Below are 19,129 nucleotides of genomic sequence, written 5' to 3'. Positions count from 1 at the left end.
GATGCAAGAGGTCAGAAAACGCGCCAAAGAACTCATGGCTGGATTCTGTCGCGTCTGCCCCGAATGCAACGGCAAGGCCTGCATAGGCGAAGTCCCCGGCATGGGCGGTCTCGGCACCGCAACCAGCTTCATGAACAACATCCAGGCGTTGAAGCAAAAAAACTTCAATATGCGCCTCATCCATGAAGCTGCAGAACCGGATACTTCCGTTGAGCTGCTGGGGCTGCAGCTGTCCCTGCCTGTCATGGCCGCGCCCATCGGTGGCGTATCCTTCAACATGGGGGGCAAGGTCGAAGAGTCCTGGTACATCAGCGAAAAGCTCACTGGCTGCAAGGAAGCCGGCATCATCGGCTGCACGGGTGACGGCGTGCCCGACTTCATATACCAGAGCGGCTACCAGGCCATCACCGACCTCGACGGCTGGGGCATTCCCTTCATCAAGCCTTGGGAAGACGACGAGTTCTACGACAAGCTCGAAAAAGCCAAAGCCACGGGCGCTTCCGTCTTTGGCATGGATATCGACGCAGCCGGACTCGTCACCCTGCGCAAGATGGGGCGCCCCGTTTCTCCCAAACCCATTGCCAAACTGCGCGACATCATTTCCCGCACGCCCGGCTCGTTCCTGCTCAAAGGCGTGATGACCCCCGATGAAGCCAAGATGGCCGTGGACGCAGGCGCAGCAGGCATCATTGTCTCCAATCATGGCGGCCGCGTGCTCGACCACTGTCCAGGCACGGCGGATGTGCTCCCGGGCATTGCACAGGCCATCAAGGGGCAGGTTCCCATTCTTGTTGACGGTGGCATCCGCAGCGGCGCAGACATCCTCAAGATGCTCGCACTGGGCGCCAATGCCGTGCTTATCGGCCGGCCCTTCTCCATCGCTACAATCGGGGGCGGACGCGAAGGCGTGGTCAAATTCATCGAACAACTCAAAACCGAACTGTTGCAATGCATGGTTCTTACCGGCACCGCCAAGGCTTCCAAAGTCTCGCCGGATATCCTGCACAATAACTGATTCCTTTTCGGGCCGGAGCCTTTCCCAGTGCTCCGGCCCATTCCTTCCTTGCCTGCACCCCACCAGCCCCCTTAGGGGCATGCCAAGAGACATAGACGCTCTTGCCCCCTTTTATAGTATTCTATCATGCCCCTTTTTTCAAAAAATACTCCCGCAGCCATGATCACTTTGTTCTTTATATTTGCCACCAGATGGTGCTTTTCTATTCTTTATACACAATCAATGCTGTGTTTTGTTAATTTTATAGTATTTATATCCTTGACTATCCCTATCAAAATAAATTGCTGAATCGATTGCAACTGATAATACTATTATGATTCAGCTATACAAACGCATTTATTGCTTAAAAAAAATTCAGTGAAAATTTCAATACCAATGATATTACTATAATTTATTTTTTTATATCATTATTTTTTGTTTTTTACTTGATGATAATTTTACCACGTTTTACTATTCACCAGCTCTAAATTTTATTTCTATTCACATTATTTTTTACGCAGTATCATGATTTAATTTGCACGTTCTATGATACTTTTAAAAAGTATTTCTTTTGAATTTTATGGGCATACTCTGTTTTCCACCTAACAATCAACGCGCGAGGTGACAGCCATGGCAGAAATGTCCGATTCTTCCCAACCTAATACAGACATTGTTGTGGATAAGGGACAATCGAGAATTTCCGATCTATGGAAAAAGGAGGACTACTGGGCGATATGGCTGGGGTTCATCATTCTTGCGATTGGTTTAATCATATTTTTGCCCAACCCACCCGAGGGAATGCAAGAAACCTTCTCCAAACAAAATGCGATCATGCAGCAGGAGGCGTCTCGCGCCCCCTTCAAGACTGTGGAATGGTACAAGGCTTCTGACGCCAAGGCAAAAATCAAGGCAACCGGCGAACCTTATGCCAAAAAAATCAAGAAATTTTTCGCCACGCCACACGGATGGAGTTCCAACCCTCTGGATAGCCTGATCTTTTCCAAGGAGCAGGCTGAAGCGAAAGCTGCCAAGGCCATGGGCAAGTACGAAGAAGCCAAGGGAAAAGAGGAGCAGACTCTACAGGCCGCGACTCAAGCGCAAAAAACCGCCGCTGCAGCCAACTTTCAGGATCAAGCACTCAACGCTCAGGCCAAGGACGCCATTGACGTCTGGCGTCAGGCGCATAGCGACGCATCGAAAGCCAAGAGCAAAACAAGCGTCAGCTCCTACAATCAGATTCCCTGGCTGATAGCCTGCTGCGCCGCCCTTGGCCTGTTCTTCGCCATCGGTATTTCCTTTATGGGGCACAATGTAGGCAAATTCCTGGTAGGATTCGTCTTTGTTTTTGCAGTCGCCTCCCTCGCCTATCTTTGCGCCGGTCAGGCCACCATGAAGCAGTACGGCATCGACTGGGCAGCCTGGGCCATCCTTCTTGGTCTTTTGATCTCCAACACTGTGGGCACACCAAAATGGGTGATGCCAGCCGTCCAGACCGAGTACTATATCAAGACAGGCCTTGTACTACTTGGGGCGGAAGTCCTCTTCAACAAAATCGTCGCCATCGGCATCCCAGGCATTTTTGTCGCCTGGGTGGTCACGCCTATCGTGCTTATCAGCACATACATCTTTGGTCAGAAAATCGTAAAGATGCCTTCCAAAACCTTGAACATAGTCATTTCAGCGGACATGAGCGTATGCGGTGTTTCCGCCGCCATCGCCACCGCGGCTGCCTGCCGCGCAAAAAAGGAGGAGCTGACGCTTTCCGTCGGGCTTTCCCTGGTGTTCACGGCTATCATGATGGTCTTGATGCCGCTTGTCATCAAAGCCACTGGCATGCCGTACATCCTTGGCGGCGCCTGGATGGGCGGCACCATAGACTCCACAGGCGCTGTGGCAGCAGCAGGCGCATTTTTGAGTGAAAAGGCGCTGTATGTCGCAGCCACCATCAAGATGATCCAGAACGTTCTCATCGGCGTCACCGCTTTTGGTGTCGCGCTCTACTGGTGTTACAGGGTGGATTGTGTCCCTGGAAAACGCGTCAGCGCCTGGGAAATCTGGCATCGTTTCCCCAAGTTCGTACTCGGGTTTCTGGTGGCATCCATCGTCTTCTCTTCGCTGTTCGGCGCAGTGGGCTCCGATGTGGGCAATGCCGTCATCGACAACGGCGCCCTGCGTGGATTCTCGCGGCTTATCCGCGGCTGGGCATTCTGCATGGCCTTCGCCTCCATCGGCCTGGCCACGAACTTCCGTGAACTGGCCCATTATTTCAAAGGGAGCAAACCCCTTATCCTTTATGTCTGCGGTCAGAGCCTCAACCTCATCCTCACCCTGACAATGGCCTACATCATGTTCTACCTCGTTTTCCCAGAGATCACGGCCAGCATCTAAACAGAACTGCCCACACAAAAAGGGGGCGCGCAAGCGCCCCCCTTAAAAAAATGCGAGGTTCTTATGGAAGCCACTGCGCACCATCACTCCAACGCAGCTCCCCGCCCTGCAAAGGTAACGCCCAAATCCGGAGGTTCCCGTCTGTATGGCTTTTTCAAACTGGCAGTGGCTGTTTTCATGCTGTGGTTGATAATGTTCCACATCGCCCCTGCCTTGCAGCGGGCCATACCACCGCTGAAGCAATTGGGAGACCACATCGAAGCAAGCGGCATAGCCGCCAACATGATTTACTATACAGAAGTGCCCTCAACTGCCGCGGCGGAAAGCGCCATGCGTGACAGCCTGAACTACCCCCCTGTCGGCCCAGGCAAATAACCTTTCTTTCAGCAGCGTTATGCGCTCGTCTGCAATTCTCTGAGCCGCTGCGCAACCGCCCTGGTAAGAATGTCCTGCCAGGGGAAATGCCGCCATGCAGCGGGCCAGTCGCCCCACAATATGGCCAATTCGCTGACGCTGGAACAGGAGCGAATAGCCTGGAGGGCTCGCTCCAGCCCCGAAGGCTTCTGGCCGTCGCCTTCCAACCAGAAACGCATCCGGCGCCCTGTCTCCGGCCCAAGAATCATTTTCTGATCGTCAAAAAGGCCGGTGCTGTCCTTCAGCGCCGTGGCAGCGTGCCTCTTGTGCGACAACTGCCAGAAAACCGTGCAATGGTAGGCAATATCAGAACGCTGTAAAGGGCGTATGCCTGTTTTGACCAGCCGCTGTCCCTGAAATCCGCCATTTTCTGCTTGCGCCACCTTTTCCCACAAAGGCTTTGCCCTTATTGTAGCGATGATGTGGCAGGGCGCCTTTCCCATGGCGCGAACCATGGCGGCATGGGCGTTTCCCGCTTTTTCCCAGGGATCGTCCAGTCCATCGCTACGGGCGGCGTCCACCTGCTCCAGCACGCCGCCTTCACCCCCCCAGGCATTTGATATGCCATCCAATATAAGCACATCGTACCTTTTCTCCCCCGCTTTTTCTATGGCTTCCACGTACCGCAGAGGCCCATACGGAGGCGCCAGGGTGTGCATGTCAAAATTGAACCGGTCGGCGTACAACGAGGCAGCGCCCCCTTCGCAATCCAAAAGGGCAATCCGCCTGCCCGGTTGGGCCAACCCCTGTGCCAATGCCAGGGCCGAAAACGTTTTGCCACTGCCTGCTGTGCCGCACAGCCCTATGACCAGATGCCGCTTTTCTCGTTTCGCGCGTACGAACATGACCACTCCTTGTATCATAGCTTCCCGACCACTGCTGCTCCGAAAAGACCGTGGACATCGTGCAGCCGCCCCGGAACGCCCTTTTCCGGGGCAGACCGCACCAGACGCCGACAACCAGATACATGCGCGCTGCCGGCTGCGGTCTCCGCTAGTGTTATGCACACCTCTTTGGAGGGGCTCCCTGCGTTGGCAAGACCGGTAAACGTGAATCGAACCATTACCAAGGGCATCGCTTCACCACTCAAGGCAAATCCTGACGCCCAACCACGGCTCGTATTCTACGTAAATTTTACGTATTGTCAACGTATAAAGATTTCAAACTTCGGAAGAAGGAAACTTCATGGACCAAGAAAACCCAATCCAGGAGGGGCTGCTATCTGCCACAACATACCGCAACACCCCCCCTTGGGGGGGGAGTTACTCAGCCAACTGCTGCGGCAACCACCCACAAAAGGGCAGAACATAGTGAAGACAACTGAGGTCAAAAGCAAAGGCGGGGAGCCGGGATCAAACTACAGGCTGAGAAAAGGATACGACGAAGGAAAGGAAAGGAAAGGAAAGGGGCCCTACTCCGGCGGGATCAATATTCGCGGGCGCTCCACACCACGCGCCCGATAACCCGCAGGTTGGCGCTCTCATGGGTCGGCACATCGAATTTACCGTATTCCGGGTTTTCGCTTTTCAGAATCATGACGCCTGGTTCAATCTCAATGCGCTTCACCACCACGGTGTCGTCAATGCCTACGGCGTATATGTGTCCGGGAATGATGTCGTTTTGAGACTGGTCCACAAGGACGGTGTCGCCGTTTTCCAGCACAGGACTCATACTGTGCCCCGCCACCTGAAACAGCACCATGGAATCGGGCGCGCCTTTACGGCTTAGAAAATCCGTACGAAAGGCATAGTATCCCACCACTTCGCCCTCGGTTTCAAAAGAGCCGCCCCCCCCGCTCAACTTGGCCCGCACCATGGGGACGGTCATGAATTCGGTCTCCTGGCAAACGACGCTGGAGAGGCCGCTGGTTCCGCGCAGGAGTTCTCGCCCCCGTTCCAGCATGGCGTCGTAATCCGTCCCCAGGGCCTCGGCTATACGCTCACGCGTCAGGCGGGAACCACGCGTTCGCCCCTTGATTATATCGTTCATATACGAAGGGGAGCATTCGGCGGCAGCAGCTATTTCCTTTTGTGCGCCATGCCCCAGACTCTCCAATGTGGCATTGAGCGCAGTGCGAAAAAGTTCTGCGTCGCCAGGTATTGTGGCGTCGGTTTTGGAATTGTGTAGCGTCATGTTCGCAACAATACGTTAAATTAAAGAGAATGGGAAGGGGATTCCAGAAGGTTGGCTTGACACTATACGTAAAACTTCATTAAAATACGTTCTGCCAGCTCACCAAAGGAAGAAAGGCCCCGGGGGGAAACCAGGACCTTTCCGAGGATAGAGACGAGACCGACTTGGGACGAAACATTCAGCTTTTCTCTAGTTAATAACGTTTACACAAAAATGTCAAGGTACGCGATATTACATGCGTATTCTGTAACGGAGGACAATCATGGACAAAATGGTGCTGGCCGGACTTGAAAACATTGCCGAAACCATGGGGTGCTCACGAAAAACACTCTGCAAATGGATCCAGACAAAAGGCTTTCCCGCCTTCAAAATGGACGGGGTCTGGCGGGCGTTGCCCGTGGACGTAGAGGACTGGTTACGGCAGCAACGCGCCCTTAATGACACCAGCACCCGATTGCGTCCTCCCTCTGCACCCTGTCAACAGGAAATATCCGGGAAATAAAGTACACCCAAAGCTCCTTGCGTAACCGCCTATAAAATGCGTGTATACTATATGCAAAAGCGCAAGGAGCACTTATGGAACACCTTTCCTACCATGACTGCAGCATGCCTGCGGACACGCTCTCACTCAACTGGAGCGAGCTGCCCACAGGGTTACGGCTCATCCAGCACGTAGCCGGGAGCGATGCAGCACTTGCCCTGGCCAAGGCCTATGGCGGCACCAGCATTTACGTGCCCCGCACCATATCACCACAACACCCTTTGCGCCTGCTTCTGAGCGAGGAGCAGGCGCAGGCCCTTTCCCTGACCTTTGGCGGCGACAGGCTGGATATTCCCAAGACTGACGCCGTGCTGCGCCAACTGCGCAAACGTCGCATCCTGGCAAGCAGAAACCAGGGGGCGAGCATCGCAGCACTGGCGACAGAACACAACCTCTCACGCAGGCGCATCCTGCAGATACTTGCTGAACGCTGAGGAGAACACCATGTCACTCATTTCACAGGCAAACCTCACAACTGATGACACCTTTACACCACCGCTGCGCCTTGCAGGCTGGACTCCCCATCTAGGGGCGCGCCCCTTTGATGTCTGCGTTCAGGGTGTGTTCACCGGCACATTGTCCCTGCAAATTTCACATGACGACGGCGAAACCTGGGGCGACACGGGCGACTATTTCACCGCACCCGGGGCCGATACCGGTAGTGTGGCCACAGCCTGCCTGGTGCGCTGCGGCTTTAAAACCGGAGATTACGCCAGCGGCGCCGCCACAGTGAGGATCGCACAATGAGCCTTCTGCACAAAACCCAGACGCCCACCAGTGGTGGCGGCAACAGCGCCCCCTGTGATTTGCTGTCGCCCCTTGTTTCCACAGAGGTGTACATAGGCGGCGCCACCGCACTATCCAATGCAGCCTTTGGCAAAATGCACAACATTTCCAGCGGACCTGTGACGTTACCGCCCCCTTCGGGCAATGCAGGCAAATGGATTGGCCTTCGCTTCACTTCGCCGGCCGGCATATTGCCAAACGGGGGCGAACTGATCAGCGGCCGCGCCTCTAAAAAGGTCTATGCCGCCGGAGATTTTGCGCTCCTTTTATGCGATGGCGCCAATTGGACTTCCATGGAAACCCTGAAACTCATTGCATTCAAAGCAATCCTTTCCGCAGATCAGTCAGGAATACCCAGCTACACCTTTTTGACTGCACAGTATGCCAACAAGATTTATGACATCGGCAACTGTTACGACACGACAAACTACAAATTTACGCCAAATACTCCTGGTCATTACATGGTGTCCCTCAACATGCGCGTGCAACATATCAGCGTTGGTGCAGCCGCATGGGCTGGCGCACAGTTATTCGCAGCGGACGAAACACCTATAGGCGATTTCATAACCATATCAACAGTTTCTGCAACTACAGATGGGTCATTCATCGACTGTATCGGTTCTAAAGCAATATCCATTCCCGAGGGAGCATCAATGCAATTTCAGATTTATCACAATTGCAATGATGCACAGACCTTAGTCGGTGGTTCAAACACAACAACGGTTTCTGCCGTCAGAATCAATGGGGAGGTAACAGCATGATGAACACTGCCCTGGCGCTTGCAAAGATCACAGGTGCAGAACCCTCCGTCAATGCCCCGTTCAAGGTTATTCAAACTGGCGAGATGCAGCAGATCGTCTGGGACGAGTCCACACTGGGGGCACGTCCTTCAGCGGCGGCAATAGAAACGGCTTGGGCCGCATGTCAAACAGAATGGGAAGCCCGGGCGCGTCAAACGGCGATCCTGTCCCAACTGCGAGAATTGGATCTTTCCATCCCGCGCGGGCTCGAGGATTTCTGGGCGCAAACAGGATTCGACACCACCACCCTCCCTCAGGCGTTGCAGGAAAAGCTGGCGCTGAAGCTGGAGCTCCGGGAGGAATACACCGCTCTCGACAACGCGCAGGAGACTGATAATGCGTAATATCGACAACATAGTTGTTCATTGCGCCTACACGCCCCCGGGCATGGACGTCGGCGCAGCAGAAATCGACCGCTGGCACAAGGCGCGGGGGTGGAGCGGCATCGGCTACCACTTTGTCATCCGCAGGGACGGTCGTGTCGAAAAAGGGCGCCCCTTGGAAAAAGTGGGAGCCCATGTGGCAGGGCACAACGCCCACTCCATCGGCATTTGTCTTGTGGGGGGCAAGGCCAGGGAGCAGGACATACCCGAGGACAACTATACGGCCGCCCAACTGGCGGCACTGCGTTCACTGATCGAGGTTTTGCAGGCCCGCTTCCCACAGGCCGACATCCTGGGGCATCGGGATTTTCCAAATGTCCACAAGGCGTGTCCATGTTTTGATGTCCGTTCCTGGATCACAGGCAACAAAACCGACACGACACCGGAAAAGGCCCAGCCCTTTTGGCCGGGCATCGAACATTTTGTCCCGTCAGAGTTCGACCGCCCCATGAATCCTTCGTTCATCATGTTGCTGGACCGCGCCCGCGAAGCTGCCGGCGTTCCTTTTTACGTGGAAAGCACCATTAACGAGAGCGCCGCCTTGCTCCGCATAGAACTTCAGGAGGCATTGTCATGAGCAAACTGAAATCCCGTAAATTCTGGATGGCGCTGCTCACTGCGCTTTTGGTGCTGCTCAAGCAAGGGTTGGATGTGGATGTTGATCAGGACACCGTGCTTGGCTTTGCCGGCATTGTGATGACCTACCTGGCATCCCAGGGGTGGGTCGACGCCCAGGAGGCCAAAACAAAGGGCGGAGAAAAAGCCAATGATTGATCCAAACAACAGGTCATCCCTTTTTCTGTGGCTCTTGCTTGTAACGTGCATCATCGCGGCCGGATACACGGCTGGGTGCGCGGCAGGCACCAGCGGGCCGGAACGCGCCCGTCTTGCCGGTCACGAACTGACGCGCCAGTACCTGCAACTGCATCGGCAATATGCAGCGGTGCACGATGCCCTCCCCGCAACAGCTCAGGACTGGCTCAAGGAAAACGTGGCACCACGGCTGAATACGCTCAAGGGGCTGGTAATCACATACAACGATCTTGCCATCGCCTGGAGCAGGGGCGCGCACCCCGAGCGCGATATGGACGCACTGTTTGCAGACATACAAACACTGGCTACCGACGTGGCCGGACTGCTGGTGGAGGCGAACAATGAGTAGCTTACTCGCGCTTTTGGAGAGTTACGCAGGCTACGTCAAACTGCTGCCCGGAATGGTCGAAACCGTGCTTGCGCTGGTGGAGAGCGTGAAGCGCCTGGCAGACGATCAGGGTGTGGAAATCCCAGAAATTGAGGATTTGCAGGCCGACAATGAAATGCTGCGCAACCTGCCCGATCTGGCGGAGAGCACAGATAGTCAGCCCTCGCAGGAACAGGCTGACGTTTCCGCCACACCGCAGGACAAGAACGGAGACACATGATGCTGACAGAAGAAATGCGGCAGGAAATCCGTGATCTCTGGGCGGCTGTGGACGACCTCAAAACGGGGCAGAGTCTGCAAAACACCATGCTCGCCGAAATCAAGACCCTGCTTTCCGAGCGCTGTGTCCAACGCGGCGCCCAGGTGGAAACCCTGGCTCGCGACGTACGCGAACTCAAACAGCGCGTCTGGACCTTTTCCGGAGCCGCCGCCGTGCTGGCCATCGTGGCCCAACGCCTCTGGTCCCGAATCTGGTCCTGAACGCATTACCATGGAGAATGCTGCCATGTTTGAAACATCCCCACTTTTTCGCGACCTGGAATTCTTTCCTGAACTGCCGGATCAGGAAGACGCTTTATTGGAGGGGGAGCTCCCCTGCCCTGCTGCTTGTCTGCCTGAGACATTCGAGGATTTGTCTGAAAACAGAGAAGATTCTTTCGCACTTTTTGAAAGATACGAAGATGACGAACAAAACGATGACACAGATATCGAACCCGATGATCCCGATGCGGCAGGATTCCCTGAAGAGGATGAAGGCGCGTGCGAAGACGAATGCGATCTGTCCTCCTTTCAGGAAAACCCGGCAACAGGCAATTGAGACGGGTGCGCCATGACTGCGTTATCACTAGAAATGCGTCCACTGTGGGATTTGCGCCCCTTACCGGGCGCGGCAAAGGTCCACACCAGGGAGCAGATAGCAGCGCTGGCCGCTTCCATAGTGGCTTTCGGCTTTGACCAGCCCCTTGTTTGCGACGGGCAGGGCAACATCATCAAAGGTCTTGCCAGATTTGCGGCCGCCCGTTTGCTAGGCATGGAGGCTGTGCCTGTGCTCATAATGCAAAAAGAGGTAAGCCCCCTTCTTTTGCGGGCCAGCCGCCTTGCAGACAATCGTACGGCTCGCGGCCATTGGGAGCCGACGACTCTGGCGACCGAACTGGCGATGTTGGAAGATGCAGGGCGGGAAGATCTGCTTTGGGCAACTGGCTTTACCCGTGCGGAAATACAAGGGTTGTTGCAACGGGAGCCGCCCCCCACGGGGGCATTCCAGCGCTGGGATGTGGCAGCCGCCCCATTGCCCCGCGCCTTGCACTGCCCCAGATGCGGAGAGAGCTTTGCAGCCTGATTACCGCACGCTTCTTAACACGGCATGGCGCGCACACTGCGCTCCACGGGAAATGACCGCTCCCTCCTGCATGTCTCTCTTTACAGGAGGGGGCGGTTCCGCCCTCGGCTTTTCCATGGCCGGATACCGCACCCTGTTGGCCGTGGAACGCGCTCCCAATGCAGTAGCCACCTTCCTGGCCAATCACCCTCAGGCGTCCTTGCACTTTGGAAACGTGCAGGATCTGACAACCGAACGCGCCCTCAACCTGTGCGGGGTCGACAAAGGCGAACTCGATGTTATCGAGGCGTCCCCGCCTTGCCAGGGGTTCAGCAGTGCAGGTGCGCGGCACAGGCATGATCCGCGGAACGCGCTTGTCTGGGATTTTGTACGCCTTACCAGCGGGATGCTGCCAAAAGCCTTTGTCATGGAAAACGTACCCGCTCTGCTCAATGCCGGCACGGGCGGCCGCGCCCTGTTCAAGGAAACAGCGGCGGCCCTGTCCCGGCGTGGCTATCACGTTGCAGCGTGGGTGCTGGATGCTGCGTACTTCAATGTACCGCAGCACAGACGCCGGCTCTTTCTCACAGGCATCCGAAAGGACATTGCACAAGCGCCCCTGACGCCCCCGCCGACGGAATCCTGGCCAAGGCCGCTGGCCGCTGCCATTGCAGACTTTCCGGAGCAAGAAATCCCGGAAATCGGCCATGTCTGGGTGGATGAATCACCACAGGGGCGCGCCACCCGAACATGGCGCATGGCCGCCGGGGCGCCCCAGGGAGCCGTTTATGCCGGCTATCAGCGACGCATGCGCTGGGACGCGCCCTGCGCCACCATTACGGCCTGCGCCGCCAATGGCAGGGACAAACGCCCCTATTTGCGCAACATGCACTGCCATCCGCTTGCCACAAGAACCTTTTCCCCTGCGGAACTCAAGCGCATTGCATCCTTTCCGGATGCCTACCATTTTGCAGGGGAATGGCGCCACGCCGTGAGCCGCATCGGCAATGCGGTGCCTCCGTTTCTGATGCGCGCCGTGGCCCGCCATCTCTTACGTGCAATCCGCGGCGGCAAAGAACAGGGAGGATGCCATGGCAGAAAAGCCACAGCGTAAGACAACAGGCCCCAAACCAAAGGGCGTTCGCAAGCCTGCCTCCCCGCTTGACGGCGCCCGGAAATTAACCCCGGAACGGCAGCGTCTGCTTTGCGAGTATCTGGCGCGGGGCAACGCCATAACTGCGGCTGCAGCCATGGCCGGTATCGATGTCTCAAGCTTCTACGTCTGGGCAAAACGGGGGCGCCGTGAAATGGACCGTATCGCCAAAAATCCCGACTCTCCCCCTCGTAGAGAAGAAGTGCGCTACGTGCGCTTCTGGTGCGCCGTGGACGAAGCAATGGCCAAGGCGGAAGCCCGCTATCTGCAAGCCCTGGCCGATGCGGCCGAAGGCAATGTGGAGTTGTTGGAAACCACTGTGTTTCTGGATGAAGCAGGCGATCCCGTACGCCAGACGTCCAAGCGCAGCCGCATGCGCCCGCAATGGCAGGCAGCTGCCTGGTGGTTGCAGCATTGGGCGCCCCACGCACGGGCGGCGAAAAGTTTGCGGCTGACAGGCGTTAATGATGATGAGGTCAAATTCTCACAGGAACTCGACCTGACAAAACTGCGTGATGAAGAGCTTGCACAATTGGAGGCACTCCTTGAGAAATGCACCGCCAATGACACAACTGCGGGCGGAGCGGACCCGCAGAGCTGAACAAAGCCTGCTGGAATTCTGCCGCCAAGGGTGGCGCGTGCTGGAGCCCGCCACAACCTTCATCGACGGCTGGCACCTGGCCGCCGTGTGCGAACACCTGGAGGCAGTGACCCGCGGCCAAATCAACCGCCTGCTCATAAACATGCCCCCCAGACACATGAAAAGCCTGGCCGTCAGCGTATTCTGGCCTGCCTGGGTATGGGCGCGAGAACCTCAACGGCGTTTCATCTTTGCCAGTTACGCCCGCTCCCTGAGTGTGCGGGACAGCCTCAAGTGCCGGCGGTTGATCACCAGCCCCTGGTATCAAGAGCGCTGGGTCAATCGATTCACCCTGGCTGGAGACCAGAACGCCAAGGACCGCTTTGAAAACAACCGCACTGGATTCCGCCTGGCCACCTCAGTCGGCGGGCAGGCAACGGGTGAAGGGGGCGATTGCATCATTGCAGACGACCCCCATAACGCCCGTGAAGCCATGAGCGAAAAAAAGCGCAGCGCCGTGGCCGAATGGTGGGACCAGGCCATGAGCACCCGTTGCAACGATCCTTCCACCGGTGCCCTGGTCATTGTCATGCAGCGTCTGCACGAGCAAGACCTGAGCGGCCACGTACTGCAGCAAGGCGGGTACGTGCACCTGAAGCTCCCCGCGGCCTGGGAAGACGACAACGGCAAGGGGCGCATTTTTTCAAGCGCCCCCGCTGCACTGGGAATACGGGTGGAAGACCCGCGTACAGAAGAGGGACAGCCCCTCTGGCCGGAACGCTTCAACGCCGCGGCCCTGGCCAGACTACAGACCGCCCTGGGCAGCTGGGGCGCGGCAGGACAACTGCAACAGCGCCCCGCCCCGGCTTCGGGCGGCATCTTCAAACGCTCCTGGTGGCAGCGATTCAGAACCCCGCCGCAAAAAGGGCTGACCATCCAGTCCTGGGACACGGCATTCAAGACCGGCGCCACCAATGCATACAGTGTGGGGCAGACCTGGCGCGCCGGAGAGGACGGCTATTACTTGTTGGACCAGATCCGCGACCGCCTCGAATACCCCGAACTCAGGCGCGCGCTCATGACCTATTACGAACAGTGGCGGCCAGACGCTGTACTGGTGGAAGACAAAGCCAGCGGCCAGAGCCTGGTGCAGGAGCTGAAGCGCTCCACCCGTTTGCCGCTGGTGCCCGTTGCCGTGGCGGAGGGTGACAAGGCCATGCGCGCGCACACGGTTTCCCCCCTGGTTGAAGGCGGCAAAGTGTTTCTGCCCATGGAAGCTTCCTGGTTGGAAGAATTTCTCGATGAAACATCGCGTTTTCCCAACAGCGCCTATGCCGACCAGACCGACGCCATGACCCAGGCGCTGCAGCATTGCAGCAAACGCTCACGCTACAGGCCCAGCCGGCAACAACATTGGAATTGAGGGAGGCAGAAAACAACGTGCGCTATCAAACGAAACACCCTGCGTAGAAGAACAACTCCAAGACCAATCGCAAACACCCCCTTCAGGAGGACAGCATGGACGGTATGGATCTGCAGAATACCCACGCCCTTTATGATGCAAACCGCAAGCAGTGGCGCTTTTTGCGCGCCGCGTATCAAGGAGTTTCCGCCCTTGTACGCAGCGGCGCAGTCACCCGTCATGAACGTGAAAGCGAACGCAACTTCAGAAGACGGCTGGCCGAGCTTTACACGTTCAACTACAGCCGCGGCATAGTAGACCTTTTCACCCACTATCTGTTCCGCAAGCCGCCCCATAGAGACCTGGCGTCCCTGGCTCAGGACACCCTCTGGCAACAGTTCTGCGACGACTGCGATCTTTGGGGCTCCAACCTAGACGTCTTCCTGCTCGAACAGCAACGCGTCGCATCCATTATGGGGCACGCCGGCATTCTGGTGGACAAGTACCCCTCCCAGGCGCTGACCAGAGCCCAGGAAATCGACCAGGGGCTCTATCCTTACTGTTGTGCATACACGCCCCTTTCCATCCTGGACTGGCGGCACCAGCGCAACGCCAGCGGCCGCCCCGTATTGAGTTACCTGAAACTTTTGGAAGAAGACGGCCTGCACCGCCTCTGGTGGCCGGACAGGTGGGAGATATGGAGCGCCAGCGAAACGGGCAAGGCCACGCTGCTGGATCAGGGCGAAAACCCCCTGGGCGAGATACCCTTTGTCTGGCTCTACAACCTGCGCGATCTCGAACACCGTGGCATAGGGCACTCAGACCTGGCTGACATTGCGCACATCGACCTTTCCATCCTGCGTAACCTTTCCCAAACAGAGGAAGTCATCGGTCTGGCCGGATTTCCCATGATGCGCAAACCGATGCGTGAGCCGGGCGAATCCGGCGAAGACCTGGCCGCTCCATCTGCGGTGCTGGAGTTCAACCCGGAACACGGCGAGGCCGGCAAGCCCGACTGGCTGGAAGCCCAGGTGGCGGCCACGGTTGCCGCCATCCAGGAATGGGTGGCCTTCAAGGTGCGTGAAATATACCGCGCGGCCAACGCAGGAGGCCAGGCCATGACGGAGATCTCCACCCAGGCGCAAAGCGGCGTTGCGCTGAAGACGAAATTCCAGCTCCTGAATTCCAAACTGGCGGCCAAGGCCGCCAATCTGGCGGAAGCAGAACGCGGTATTCTCTGGCACTGGCTTTCCTGGCAGGGGCAACGCGACCTGTACCATGAAATCACCATAGACCGGGCCAAAGACTACGAAGTGGAAGACCTGCAGGCAGATTTGGAAGGCATGTTGCGCGCCGCTGAACTGGTGCCTTCTCCCGCTTTTACCGTGGAATTGCAGAAGCGCGCCGCGCGCCCCTATTTGGAGCACCTGGACCAGCGGCGGCAGGCAGAAGTGCTGCGGGATATTGAGGAGCATGGACGCCCGTCCGAAGAACAAGGGCAAAAAGACGTTGCAACGACTTCATGATGCTGTAAACGTGTTCTAGACGCTCTACATTGCTTTACAATGTACGGGCTTTTCTGCGATACTTACTTTGTAAAGGCGAAATTGCATCGTGCCGCGCCTTCCTGAACGGATCGTTACGGCCGGCGCCCAGAGGCATGCAAGGGCATGAACCAGGGGCGCCGCATGCAGAACGTTCCAGCCAGCGCCCATTGGAGGAACCCATGCAGCGTCCCATACTGGCCCTTGTGCTCCTTTTCGCCCTGCTGTGTCTGGCACAGCCGGCCGCAGCCTTTGAATGTGAAATCCAAACGAATCTACGTAACGGCAAACACGTCGGCGATACCGTCATCAGTGACTTCAAGCAGTATTGCGCCGAAGTACGCTTCCAGGGCGGTGGATACAGCGTGCGCCTTGAAGGCGAGCCCAAAGAGTTCTACAGCAAGTCCCTGGACTACAGCTATCAGGAACTTTTGGACTACATCTGCATGCGCTGTAGCTTCCAGCGTTCTCGCGTTCTGACCAAGTAAGCTATAGCAGCTGCCAGCAACCAAATAGGCGGCATCGCCCTTTGCCCTGAAGAATACCAGGGAGGGGGGTGATGCCGCCTTTGTATTGTTGCAAGCAAAGGTGATGCGGTGTGGCGCGTCAGCCTTCCTGACCGTGCAGTTTGAAATAGCCCACGGCTTCAGCTAGACTTTGGGCCTTCTCGTGCAGCAACCGCGCGATACTGGCAATGGTGTCCACTGATTGTGCGTTCCTGTTCACGACTTCCAGTTGCTCTGAGGAAGAAGATGAAATGGTCTCGATTTTCGCGGTCACGTCTTGCACAGAGGTTCTGATGCCATCCGTGGCCTGCACGAGGACGCCGGCCATGTCTTCAGAGATCGAGCGCGTTGAGTCTTTGCTTCTGCGGGCGCGTTCCACCGCCTGGGAGGTCTCCTTTTGAATCCCTTCCACAAGCTGCTCCACTTCGTCTGACGCCCGGGCGCTTTCCAAGGCCAGCGTCTTGATTTCTCCGGCCACAACGGCAAACCCTCTGCCGTGGGATCCTGCCCCCGCCGCTTCAATGGTGGCGTTAAGCGCCAGCAGGTTGGTTTGCGCGGCGATCTTGCGAATGGATTCGGTGAACGCTGCAATGCGCTCCGTGGCAGTGTCGAAGTTCTGGATGGTATCGGCAAGGCCAGCCAGTGTCCGCCCTATTTCATCCATGTGTCCAAGGCTTTGCTCTTTGGCCGAGGTGCCTGCCCTGGCTTGGTCCGTCATGGCCTGCACGGCATTGATACTGTTATCCACGTGGTTCGCGGTGAGCTCTATGCTGCGCACAAGCTCGAAGTTGCTCTGCTCCAGCCCCTGGCTGGCGCGGTCAAGATCATCGATGGTGAAGCCAAGGGCGTATGAAACGTCGTGCACCTTTTCCAAAAGTTCGCGCAGCCCCGCCACCATGGTATTTGTGGCCAGGGATAAAATGTCCTTGTCGCTTTTTGCCGCCACGGTATGCCGCAAATCCCCTTCCGCCACCTGCAGGATAATGGTTGCGGACTTGTGGATTTCATCCAGCAGGGAGTTGAAGCCATGGGCCACCCGTGCCATTTCCGGATCACCATTGACGGGCACGCGTCTTTCCAGGTCGCCCGTTTCCACAATTGCGCCAATGGCCTGAACCGTTTCCCGTCTGGATTGCCTTTTCTGACGCAGGCTTTCGAGCATTGTGGCAATGGCGGCGTTGAGAATATCCCTGTCGCTTTTCGGGATGACCTGGTGCTCCAATTCACCCTGCGCCACCTGCCGGGCCACCATGGCGGCGTCGTTGATGCTGGTCAGCAGTTCGTTGAAACTTTCGGCGAGACCGGCAAGCTCTGAATTGGGCGAGGCCGTCAATCGGCTTGTCAGGTCGCCCGTGGCCACTATTTCATGCACCTTGGCTATGGTGTCTTCCTGCTCCTTGCTGCGCAATCTGAGCGAAGCGACCATCCTGGCGACAGCCTGCCCCAGCACATCGTGCTCACCTTTTGGGGCAATGCTCTGGGAGAGATCCCCCCCTGCCACCCGCCTGGCGACATCGGCTGTCTGCTGCATGTCATGCAGCATGCTGTTGCAGGCTATGGCCACGGCCCCGGCCTCGGTGCCATGCTCCACATCGACGCGCTTTCGCAAATCGCCTGTTTTGACGATGTCCTGCATGGTCATGATGGTATCGTACCAGCTCATCTTGGCGCCGTGTTCGGCAATATTCAGACCGCGCTCTTCGTCTTCGCGGCTCACGCGCATGCCTATAAATTTGTCGATAAGCTTGATGACGAGATAAGCCACGCCAAAGGTCCAGGCGAAACAGACCACAACGCCCAGGGTCTGGACACCCAACAACGTAAAACCGCCCCCAGAGAAAAGGCCTTCTTTCATGTCGAAGAGTCCAACCGCCACGGTGCCCCATACACCGCAAAAACCGTGCACGGCAACGGCGCCCACGACGTCATCGAGCTTGAAGACCCGTTCGATAAGGATTGTGGAATAATAGACCACCACGCCGGAGACCAGGCCGATAATCATGGCGCTGGACGCATCCACAAAGGCGCATCCAGCTGTGATGCCCACAAGACCGCCCAAGACGCCATTGCAGATGCTTTCCACTTCCGGCCGTTTGTTTTCACTGAATATCCAGGAAAGCGCTGTGCTCGATGCCGCGGCAAAACATGCGGCAAGGACCGTGGTCATCCCTATGGAGGCGATTTCAGGTGTTGCTTCCAGGGTGCTGCCGCAGTTGAACCCGAACCAGCCGAAAAACAGAATCATGGTGCCCATGACAGCTTCCGGCAAACTATAGGGCGGTATTTTATTGGGTGTCCCGTCCTTTTTGAATTTGCCGATTCTGGGGCCGACAACCATGATGCCTGCCAGGGCAACCCACCCCCCCACGGGGTGCACCACAGTGGAGCCTGCGAAATCCTTGAAGCCCAGGGCCTCCAGCCAGCCTGCCTGGTCAAGCAGCAAACCGCCCCACGCCCAGTGCCCAAACAGCGGATAAATAAGGCCGGAAATCAGGGCGGAAAGAACGAGATAACTGCTGAACTTGGTTCTGCCTGCCACGGCGCCCGAGTTGATAGTGGCCGCTGTTCCTACGAATACAACCTGAAAGACAAAAAACGCAGCCATCCATTTATCTTGCACGCTGATCAAAAAATCCGATCCGCCGACCAGCCCGCCCCAGCTCGTTCCAAACATCAAACCAAAGCCAAAAAGCCAGAACACCATGACCGAAACCACAAAATCGCTCAGGTTCTTGATGGCCACATTGATGGTATGTTTGGCTTGGGCCAGCCCGGCCTCCAGATACATGAACCCAAACTGCATGGTGAAAACAAGCGCGGCACAAATGAGAACCCAAACGAAATTCTCATTAACCTGAGCCTGTTGCATCATTTGTGAAGTCTGATCATGCAGCAATTGGGCTTGCTGCAGCATTTCTGCTACCTGTTGCGATTCCATGAATCCACCCTGGAAATAACAAGTTATCTGAAAACGATTTGTGCT

23 protein-coding genes are annotated in these 19,129 nt (G+C 56.7%); 20 read left to right on the top strand and 3 right to left on the bottom strand.

Annotated features, from left to right (window positions below):
- Nucleotide 1: 1 nt before the first annotated feature.
- The 3 genes from ACZ5EH_RS08945 (at nt 2) to ACZ5EH_RS08935 (ending at nt 3,757) form a co-directional block, all read left to right on the top strand.
- Complete coding sequence (locus ACZ5EH_RS08945) at nt 2-1,015, top strand: alpha-hydroxy-acid oxidizing protein (protein ID WP_464277776.1); 1,014 nt, start codon at nt 2-4, stop codon at nt 1,013-1,015.
- Between the two features lie 609 nt (nt 1,016-1,624).
- Complete coding sequence (locus ACZ5EH_RS08940) at nt 1,625-3,382, top strand: YeiH family protein (protein ID WP_464277775.1); 1,758 nt, start codon at nt 1,625-1,627, stop codon at nt 3,380-3,382.
- A 63-nt stretch (nt 3,383-3,445) separates the two neighbouring features.
- Nucleotides 3,446-3,757, top strand: coding sequence for a hypothetical protein (locus ACZ5EH_RS08935; RefSeq protein ID WP_464277774.1), 312 nt, complete (start codon nt 3,446-3,448; stop codon nt 3,755-3,757).
- A gap of 17 nt (nt 3,758-3,774) precedes the next feature.
- On the opposite strand, the gene ACZ5EH_RS08930 is transcribed toward ACZ5EH_RS08935, so the two are convergent.
- Both ACZ5EH_RS08930 and ACZ5EH_RS08925 read right to left on the bottom strand, forming a co-directional pair.
- Nucleotides 3,775-4,641: an AAA family ATPase gene (locus ACZ5EH_RS08930; protein ID WP_464277773.1), complete on the bottom strand. Its 867-nt coding sequence runs from the start codon at nt 4,639-4,641 to the stop codon at nt 3,775-3,777.
- Nucleotides 4,642-5,221: 580 nt separating this feature from the next.
- Nucleotides 5,222-5,929 carry an XRE family transcriptional regulator gene (locus tag ACZ5EH_RS08925; RefSeq protein ID WP_464277772.1) on the bottom strand — a complete coding sequence of 236 codons (708 nt, stop codon included), beginning with the start codon at nt 5,927-5,929 and terminating at the stop codon, nt 5,222-5,224.
- Between the two features lie 262 nt (nt 5,930-6,191).
- Between ACZ5EH_RS08925 and ACZ5EH_RS08920 the strand changes: the two genes are divergently transcribed.
- The 17 genes from ACZ5EH_RS08920 (at nt 6,192) to ACZ5EH_RS08840 (ending at nt 16,128) form a co-directional block, all read left to right on the top strand.
- On the top strand, nt 6,192-6,431 hold the full coding sequence (locus ACZ5EH_RS08920) for a helix-turn-helix domain-containing protein (protein ID WP_464277771.1): 240 nt from the start codon (nt 6,192-6,194) through the stop codon (nt 6,429-6,431).
- A gap of 74 nt (nt 6,432-6,505) precedes the next feature.
- Nucleotides 6,506-6,904: a Mor transcription activator family protein gene (locus ACZ5EH_RS08915; protein ID WP_464277770.1), complete on the top strand. Its 399-nt coding sequence runs from the start codon at nt 6,506-6,508 to the stop codon at nt 6,902-6,904.
- Nucleotides 6,905-6,914: 10 nt separating this feature from the next.
- Complete coding sequence (locus tag ACZ5EH_RS08910; protein WP_464277769.1) at nt 6,915-7,217, top strand: hypothetical protein; 303 nt, start codon at nt 6,915-6,917, stop codon at nt 7,215-7,217.
- A complete protein-coding gene (locus tag ACZ5EH_RS08905; protein WP_464277768.1) occupies nt 7,214-8,017 on the top strand; it encodes a hypothetical protein in 804 nt (267 codons plus the stop codon). The genes ACZ5EH_RS08910 and ACZ5EH_RS08905 overlap by 4 nt, the downstream gene beginning before the upstream one ends.
- The gene (locus ACZ5EH_RS08900) at nt 8,014-8,400 is read left to right on the top strand and encodes a hypothetical protein (RefSeq protein ID WP_464277767.1); all 387 of its coding nucleotides are present in this window, start codon (nt 8,014-8,016) and stop codon (nt 8,398-8,400) included. The genes ACZ5EH_RS08905 and ACZ5EH_RS08900 overlap by 4 nt, the downstream gene beginning before the upstream one ends.
- A complete protein-coding gene (locus tag ACZ5EH_RS08895; protein ID WP_464277766.1) occupies nt 8,393-9,016 on the top strand; it encodes an N-acetylmuramoyl-L-alanine amidase in 624 nt (207 codons plus the stop codon). Before ACZ5EH_RS08900 ends, ACZ5EH_RS08895 begins: the two co-directional genes overlap by 8 nt.
- Nucleotides 9,013-9,213, top strand: a complete 201-nt coding sequence (locus ACZ5EH_RS08890) for a hypothetical protein (RefSeq protein WP_464277765.1) — start codon at nt 9,013-9,015, stop codon at nt 9,211-9,213. The genes ACZ5EH_RS08895 and ACZ5EH_RS08890 overlap by 4 nt, the downstream gene beginning before the upstream one ends.
- Complete coding sequence (locus ACZ5EH_RS08885; protein WP_464277764.1) at nt 9,206-9,601, top strand: hypothetical protein; 396 nt, start codon at nt 9,206-9,208, stop codon at nt 9,599-9,601. The genes ACZ5EH_RS08890 and ACZ5EH_RS08885 overlap by 8 nt, the downstream gene beginning before the upstream one ends.
- A complete protein-coding gene (locus ACZ5EH_RS08880) occupies nt 9,594-9,860 on the top strand; it encodes a hypothetical protein (RefSeq protein WP_464277763.1) in 267 nt (88 codons plus the stop codon). The genes ACZ5EH_RS08885 and ACZ5EH_RS08880 overlap by 8 nt, the downstream gene beginning before the upstream one ends.
- Nucleotides 9,857-10,120, top strand: a complete 264-nt coding sequence (locus tag ACZ5EH_RS08875) for a hypothetical protein (RefSeq protein ID WP_464277762.1) — start codon at nt 9,857-9,859, stop codon at nt 10,118-10,120. The genes ACZ5EH_RS08880 and ACZ5EH_RS08875 overlap by 4 nt, the downstream gene beginning before the upstream one ends.
- Before the next feature lie 25 nt (nt 10,121-10,145).
- Entirely contained in the window at nt 10,146-10,457 is a 312-nt protein-coding gene (locus tag ACZ5EH_RS08870; protein ID WP_464277761.1) for a hypothetical protein, read from the top strand.
- Between the two features lie 12 nt (nt 10,458-10,469).
- Entirely contained in the window at nt 10,470-10,982 is a 513-nt protein-coding gene (locus ACZ5EH_RS08865; RefSeq protein WP_464277760.1) for a ParB N-terminal domain-containing protein, read from the top strand.
- Nucleotides 10,983-11,052: 70 nt separating this feature from the next.
- Nucleotides 11,053-12,075, top strand: coding sequence for a DNA cytosine methyltransferase (locus ACZ5EH_RS08860; RefSeq protein ID WP_464277759.1), 1,023 nt, complete (start codon nt 11,053-11,055; stop codon nt 12,073-12,075).
- Entirely contained in the window at nt 12,053-12,715 is a 663-nt protein-coding gene (locus ACZ5EH_RS08855) for a hypothetical protein (RefSeq protein WP_464277758.1), read from the top strand. The genes ACZ5EH_RS08860 and ACZ5EH_RS08855 overlap by 23 nt, the downstream gene beginning before the upstream one ends.
- Entirely contained in the window at nt 12,678-14,117 is a 1,440-nt protein-coding gene (gene terL / locus ACZ5EH_RS08850; RefSeq protein WP_464277757.1) for a phage terminase large subunit, read from the top strand. Before ACZ5EH_RS08855 ends, terL begins: the two co-directional genes overlap by 38 nt.
- 95 nt (nt 14,118-14,212) lie before the next feature.
- Complete coding sequence (locus ACZ5EH_RS08845; RefSeq protein ID WP_464277756.1) at nt 14,213-15,622, top strand: hypothetical protein; 1,410 nt, start codon at nt 14,213-14,215, stop codon at nt 15,620-15,622.
- Nucleotides 15,623-15,822: 200 nt separating this feature from the next.
- Nucleotides 15,823-16,128 carry a hypothetical protein gene (locus ACZ5EH_RS08840; RefSeq protein ID WP_464277755.1) on the top strand — a complete coding sequence of 102 codons (306 nt, stop codon included), beginning with the start codon at nt 15,823-15,825 and terminating at the stop codon, nt 16,126-16,128.
- A gap of 118 nt (nt 16,129-16,246) precedes the next feature.
- Here ACZ5EH_RS08840 and amt read toward each other — a convergent pair whose 3' ends face one another.
- A complete protein-coding gene (gene amt, locus ACZ5EH_RS08835) occupies nt 16,247-19,084 on the bottom strand; it encodes an ammonium transporter (protein ID WP_464277754.1) in 2,838 nt (945 codons plus the stop codon).
- Nucleotides 19,085-19,129: the final 45 nt, after the last annotated feature.

This window comes from Desulfovibrio biadhensis, from assembly GCF_055388615.1.
This window is presented reverse-complemented; position numbering and strand designations above follow the sequence as displayed.

Coding starts and splice junctions, on each gene's coding strand:
- ACZ5EH_RS08905 (WP_464277768.1), top strand. CDS start 7,214: ATGAGCCTTCTGCACAAAACCCAGACGCCCACCAGTGGTGGCGGCAAC.
- ACZ5EH_RS08920 (WP_464277771.1), top strand. CDS start 6,192: ATGGACAAAATGGTGCTGGCCGGACTTGAAAACATTGCCGAAACCATG.
- ACZ5EH_RS08940 (WP_464277775.1), top strand. CDS start 1,625: ATGGCAGAAATGTCCGATTCTTCCCAACCTAATACAGACATTGTTGTG.
- ACZ5EH_RS08890 (WP_464277765.1), top strand. CDS start 9,013: ATGAGCAAACTGAAATCCCGTAAATTCTGGATGGCGCTGCTCACTGCG.
- ACZ5EH_RS08935 (WP_464277774.1), top strand. CDS start 3,446: ATGGAAGCCACTGCGCACCATCACTCCAACGCAGCTCCCCGCCCTGCA.
- ACZ5EH_RS08930 (WP_464277773.1), bottom strand. CDS start 4,641: ATGTTCGTACGCGCGAAACGAGAAAAGCGGCATCTGGTCATAGGGCTG.
- ACZ5EH_RS08870 (WP_464277761.1), top strand. CDS start 10,146: ATGTTTGAAACATCCCCACTTTTTCGCGACCTGGAATTCTTTCCTGAA.
- ACZ5EH_RS08900 (WP_464277767.1), top strand. CDS start 8,014: ATGATGAACACTGCCCTGGCGCTTGCAAAGATCACAGGTGCAGAACCC.
- terL (WP_464277757.1), top strand. CDS start 12,678: ATGACACAACTGCGGGCGGAGCGGACCCGCAGAGCTGAACAAAGCCTG.
- amt (WP_464277754.1), bottom strand. CDS start 19,084: ATGGAATCGCAACAGGTAGCAGAAATGCTGCAGCAAGCCCAATTGCTG.
- ACZ5EH_RS08880 (WP_464277763.1), top strand. CDS start 9,594: ATGAGTAGCTTACTCGCGCTTTTGGAGAGTTACGCAGGCTACGTCAAA.
- ACZ5EH_RS08885 (WP_464277764.1), top strand. CDS start 9,206: ATGATTGATCCAAACAACAGGTCATCCCTTTTTCTGTGGCTCTTGCTT.
- ACZ5EH_RS08925 (WP_464277772.1), bottom strand. CDS start 5,929: ATGACGCTACACAATTCCAAAACCGACGCCACAATACCTGGCGACGCA.
- ACZ5EH_RS08855 (WP_464277758.1), top strand. CDS start 12,053: ATGGCAGAAAAGCCACAGCGTAAGACAACAGGCCCCAAACCAAAGGGC.
- ACZ5EH_RS08865 (WP_464277760.1), top strand. CDS start 10,470: ATGACTGCGTTATCACTAGAAATGCGTCCACTGTGGGATTTGCGCCCC.
- ACZ5EH_RS08845 (WP_464277756.1), top strand. CDS start 14,213: ATGGACGGTATGGATCTGCAGAATACCCACGCCCTTTATGATGCAAAC.
- ACZ5EH_RS08915 (WP_464277770.1), top strand. CDS start 6,506: ATGGAACACCTTTCCTACCATGACTGCAGCATGCCTGCGGACACGCTC.
- ACZ5EH_RS08840 (WP_464277755.1), top strand. CDS start 15,823: ATGCAGCGTCCCATACTGGCCCTTGTGCTCCTTTTCGCCCTGCTGTGT.
- ACZ5EH_RS08945 (WP_464277776.1), top strand. CDS start 2: ATGCAAGAGGTCAGAAAACGCGCCAAAGAACTCATGGCTGGATTCTGT.
- ACZ5EH_RS08910 (WP_464277769.1), top strand. CDS start 6,915: ATGTCACTCATTTCACAGGCAAACCTCACAACTGATGACACCTTTACA.
- ACZ5EH_RS08875 (WP_464277762.1), top strand. CDS start 9,857: ATGATGCTGACAGAAGAAATGCGGCAGGAAATCCGTGATCTCTGGGCG.
- ACZ5EH_RS08860 (WP_464277759.1), top strand. CDS start 11,053: ATGTCTCTCTTTACAGGAGGGGGCGGTTCCGCCCTCGGCTTTTCCATG.
- ACZ5EH_RS08895 (WP_464277766.1), top strand. CDS start 8,393: ATGCGTAATATCGACAACATAGTTGTTCATTGCGCCTACACGCCCCCG.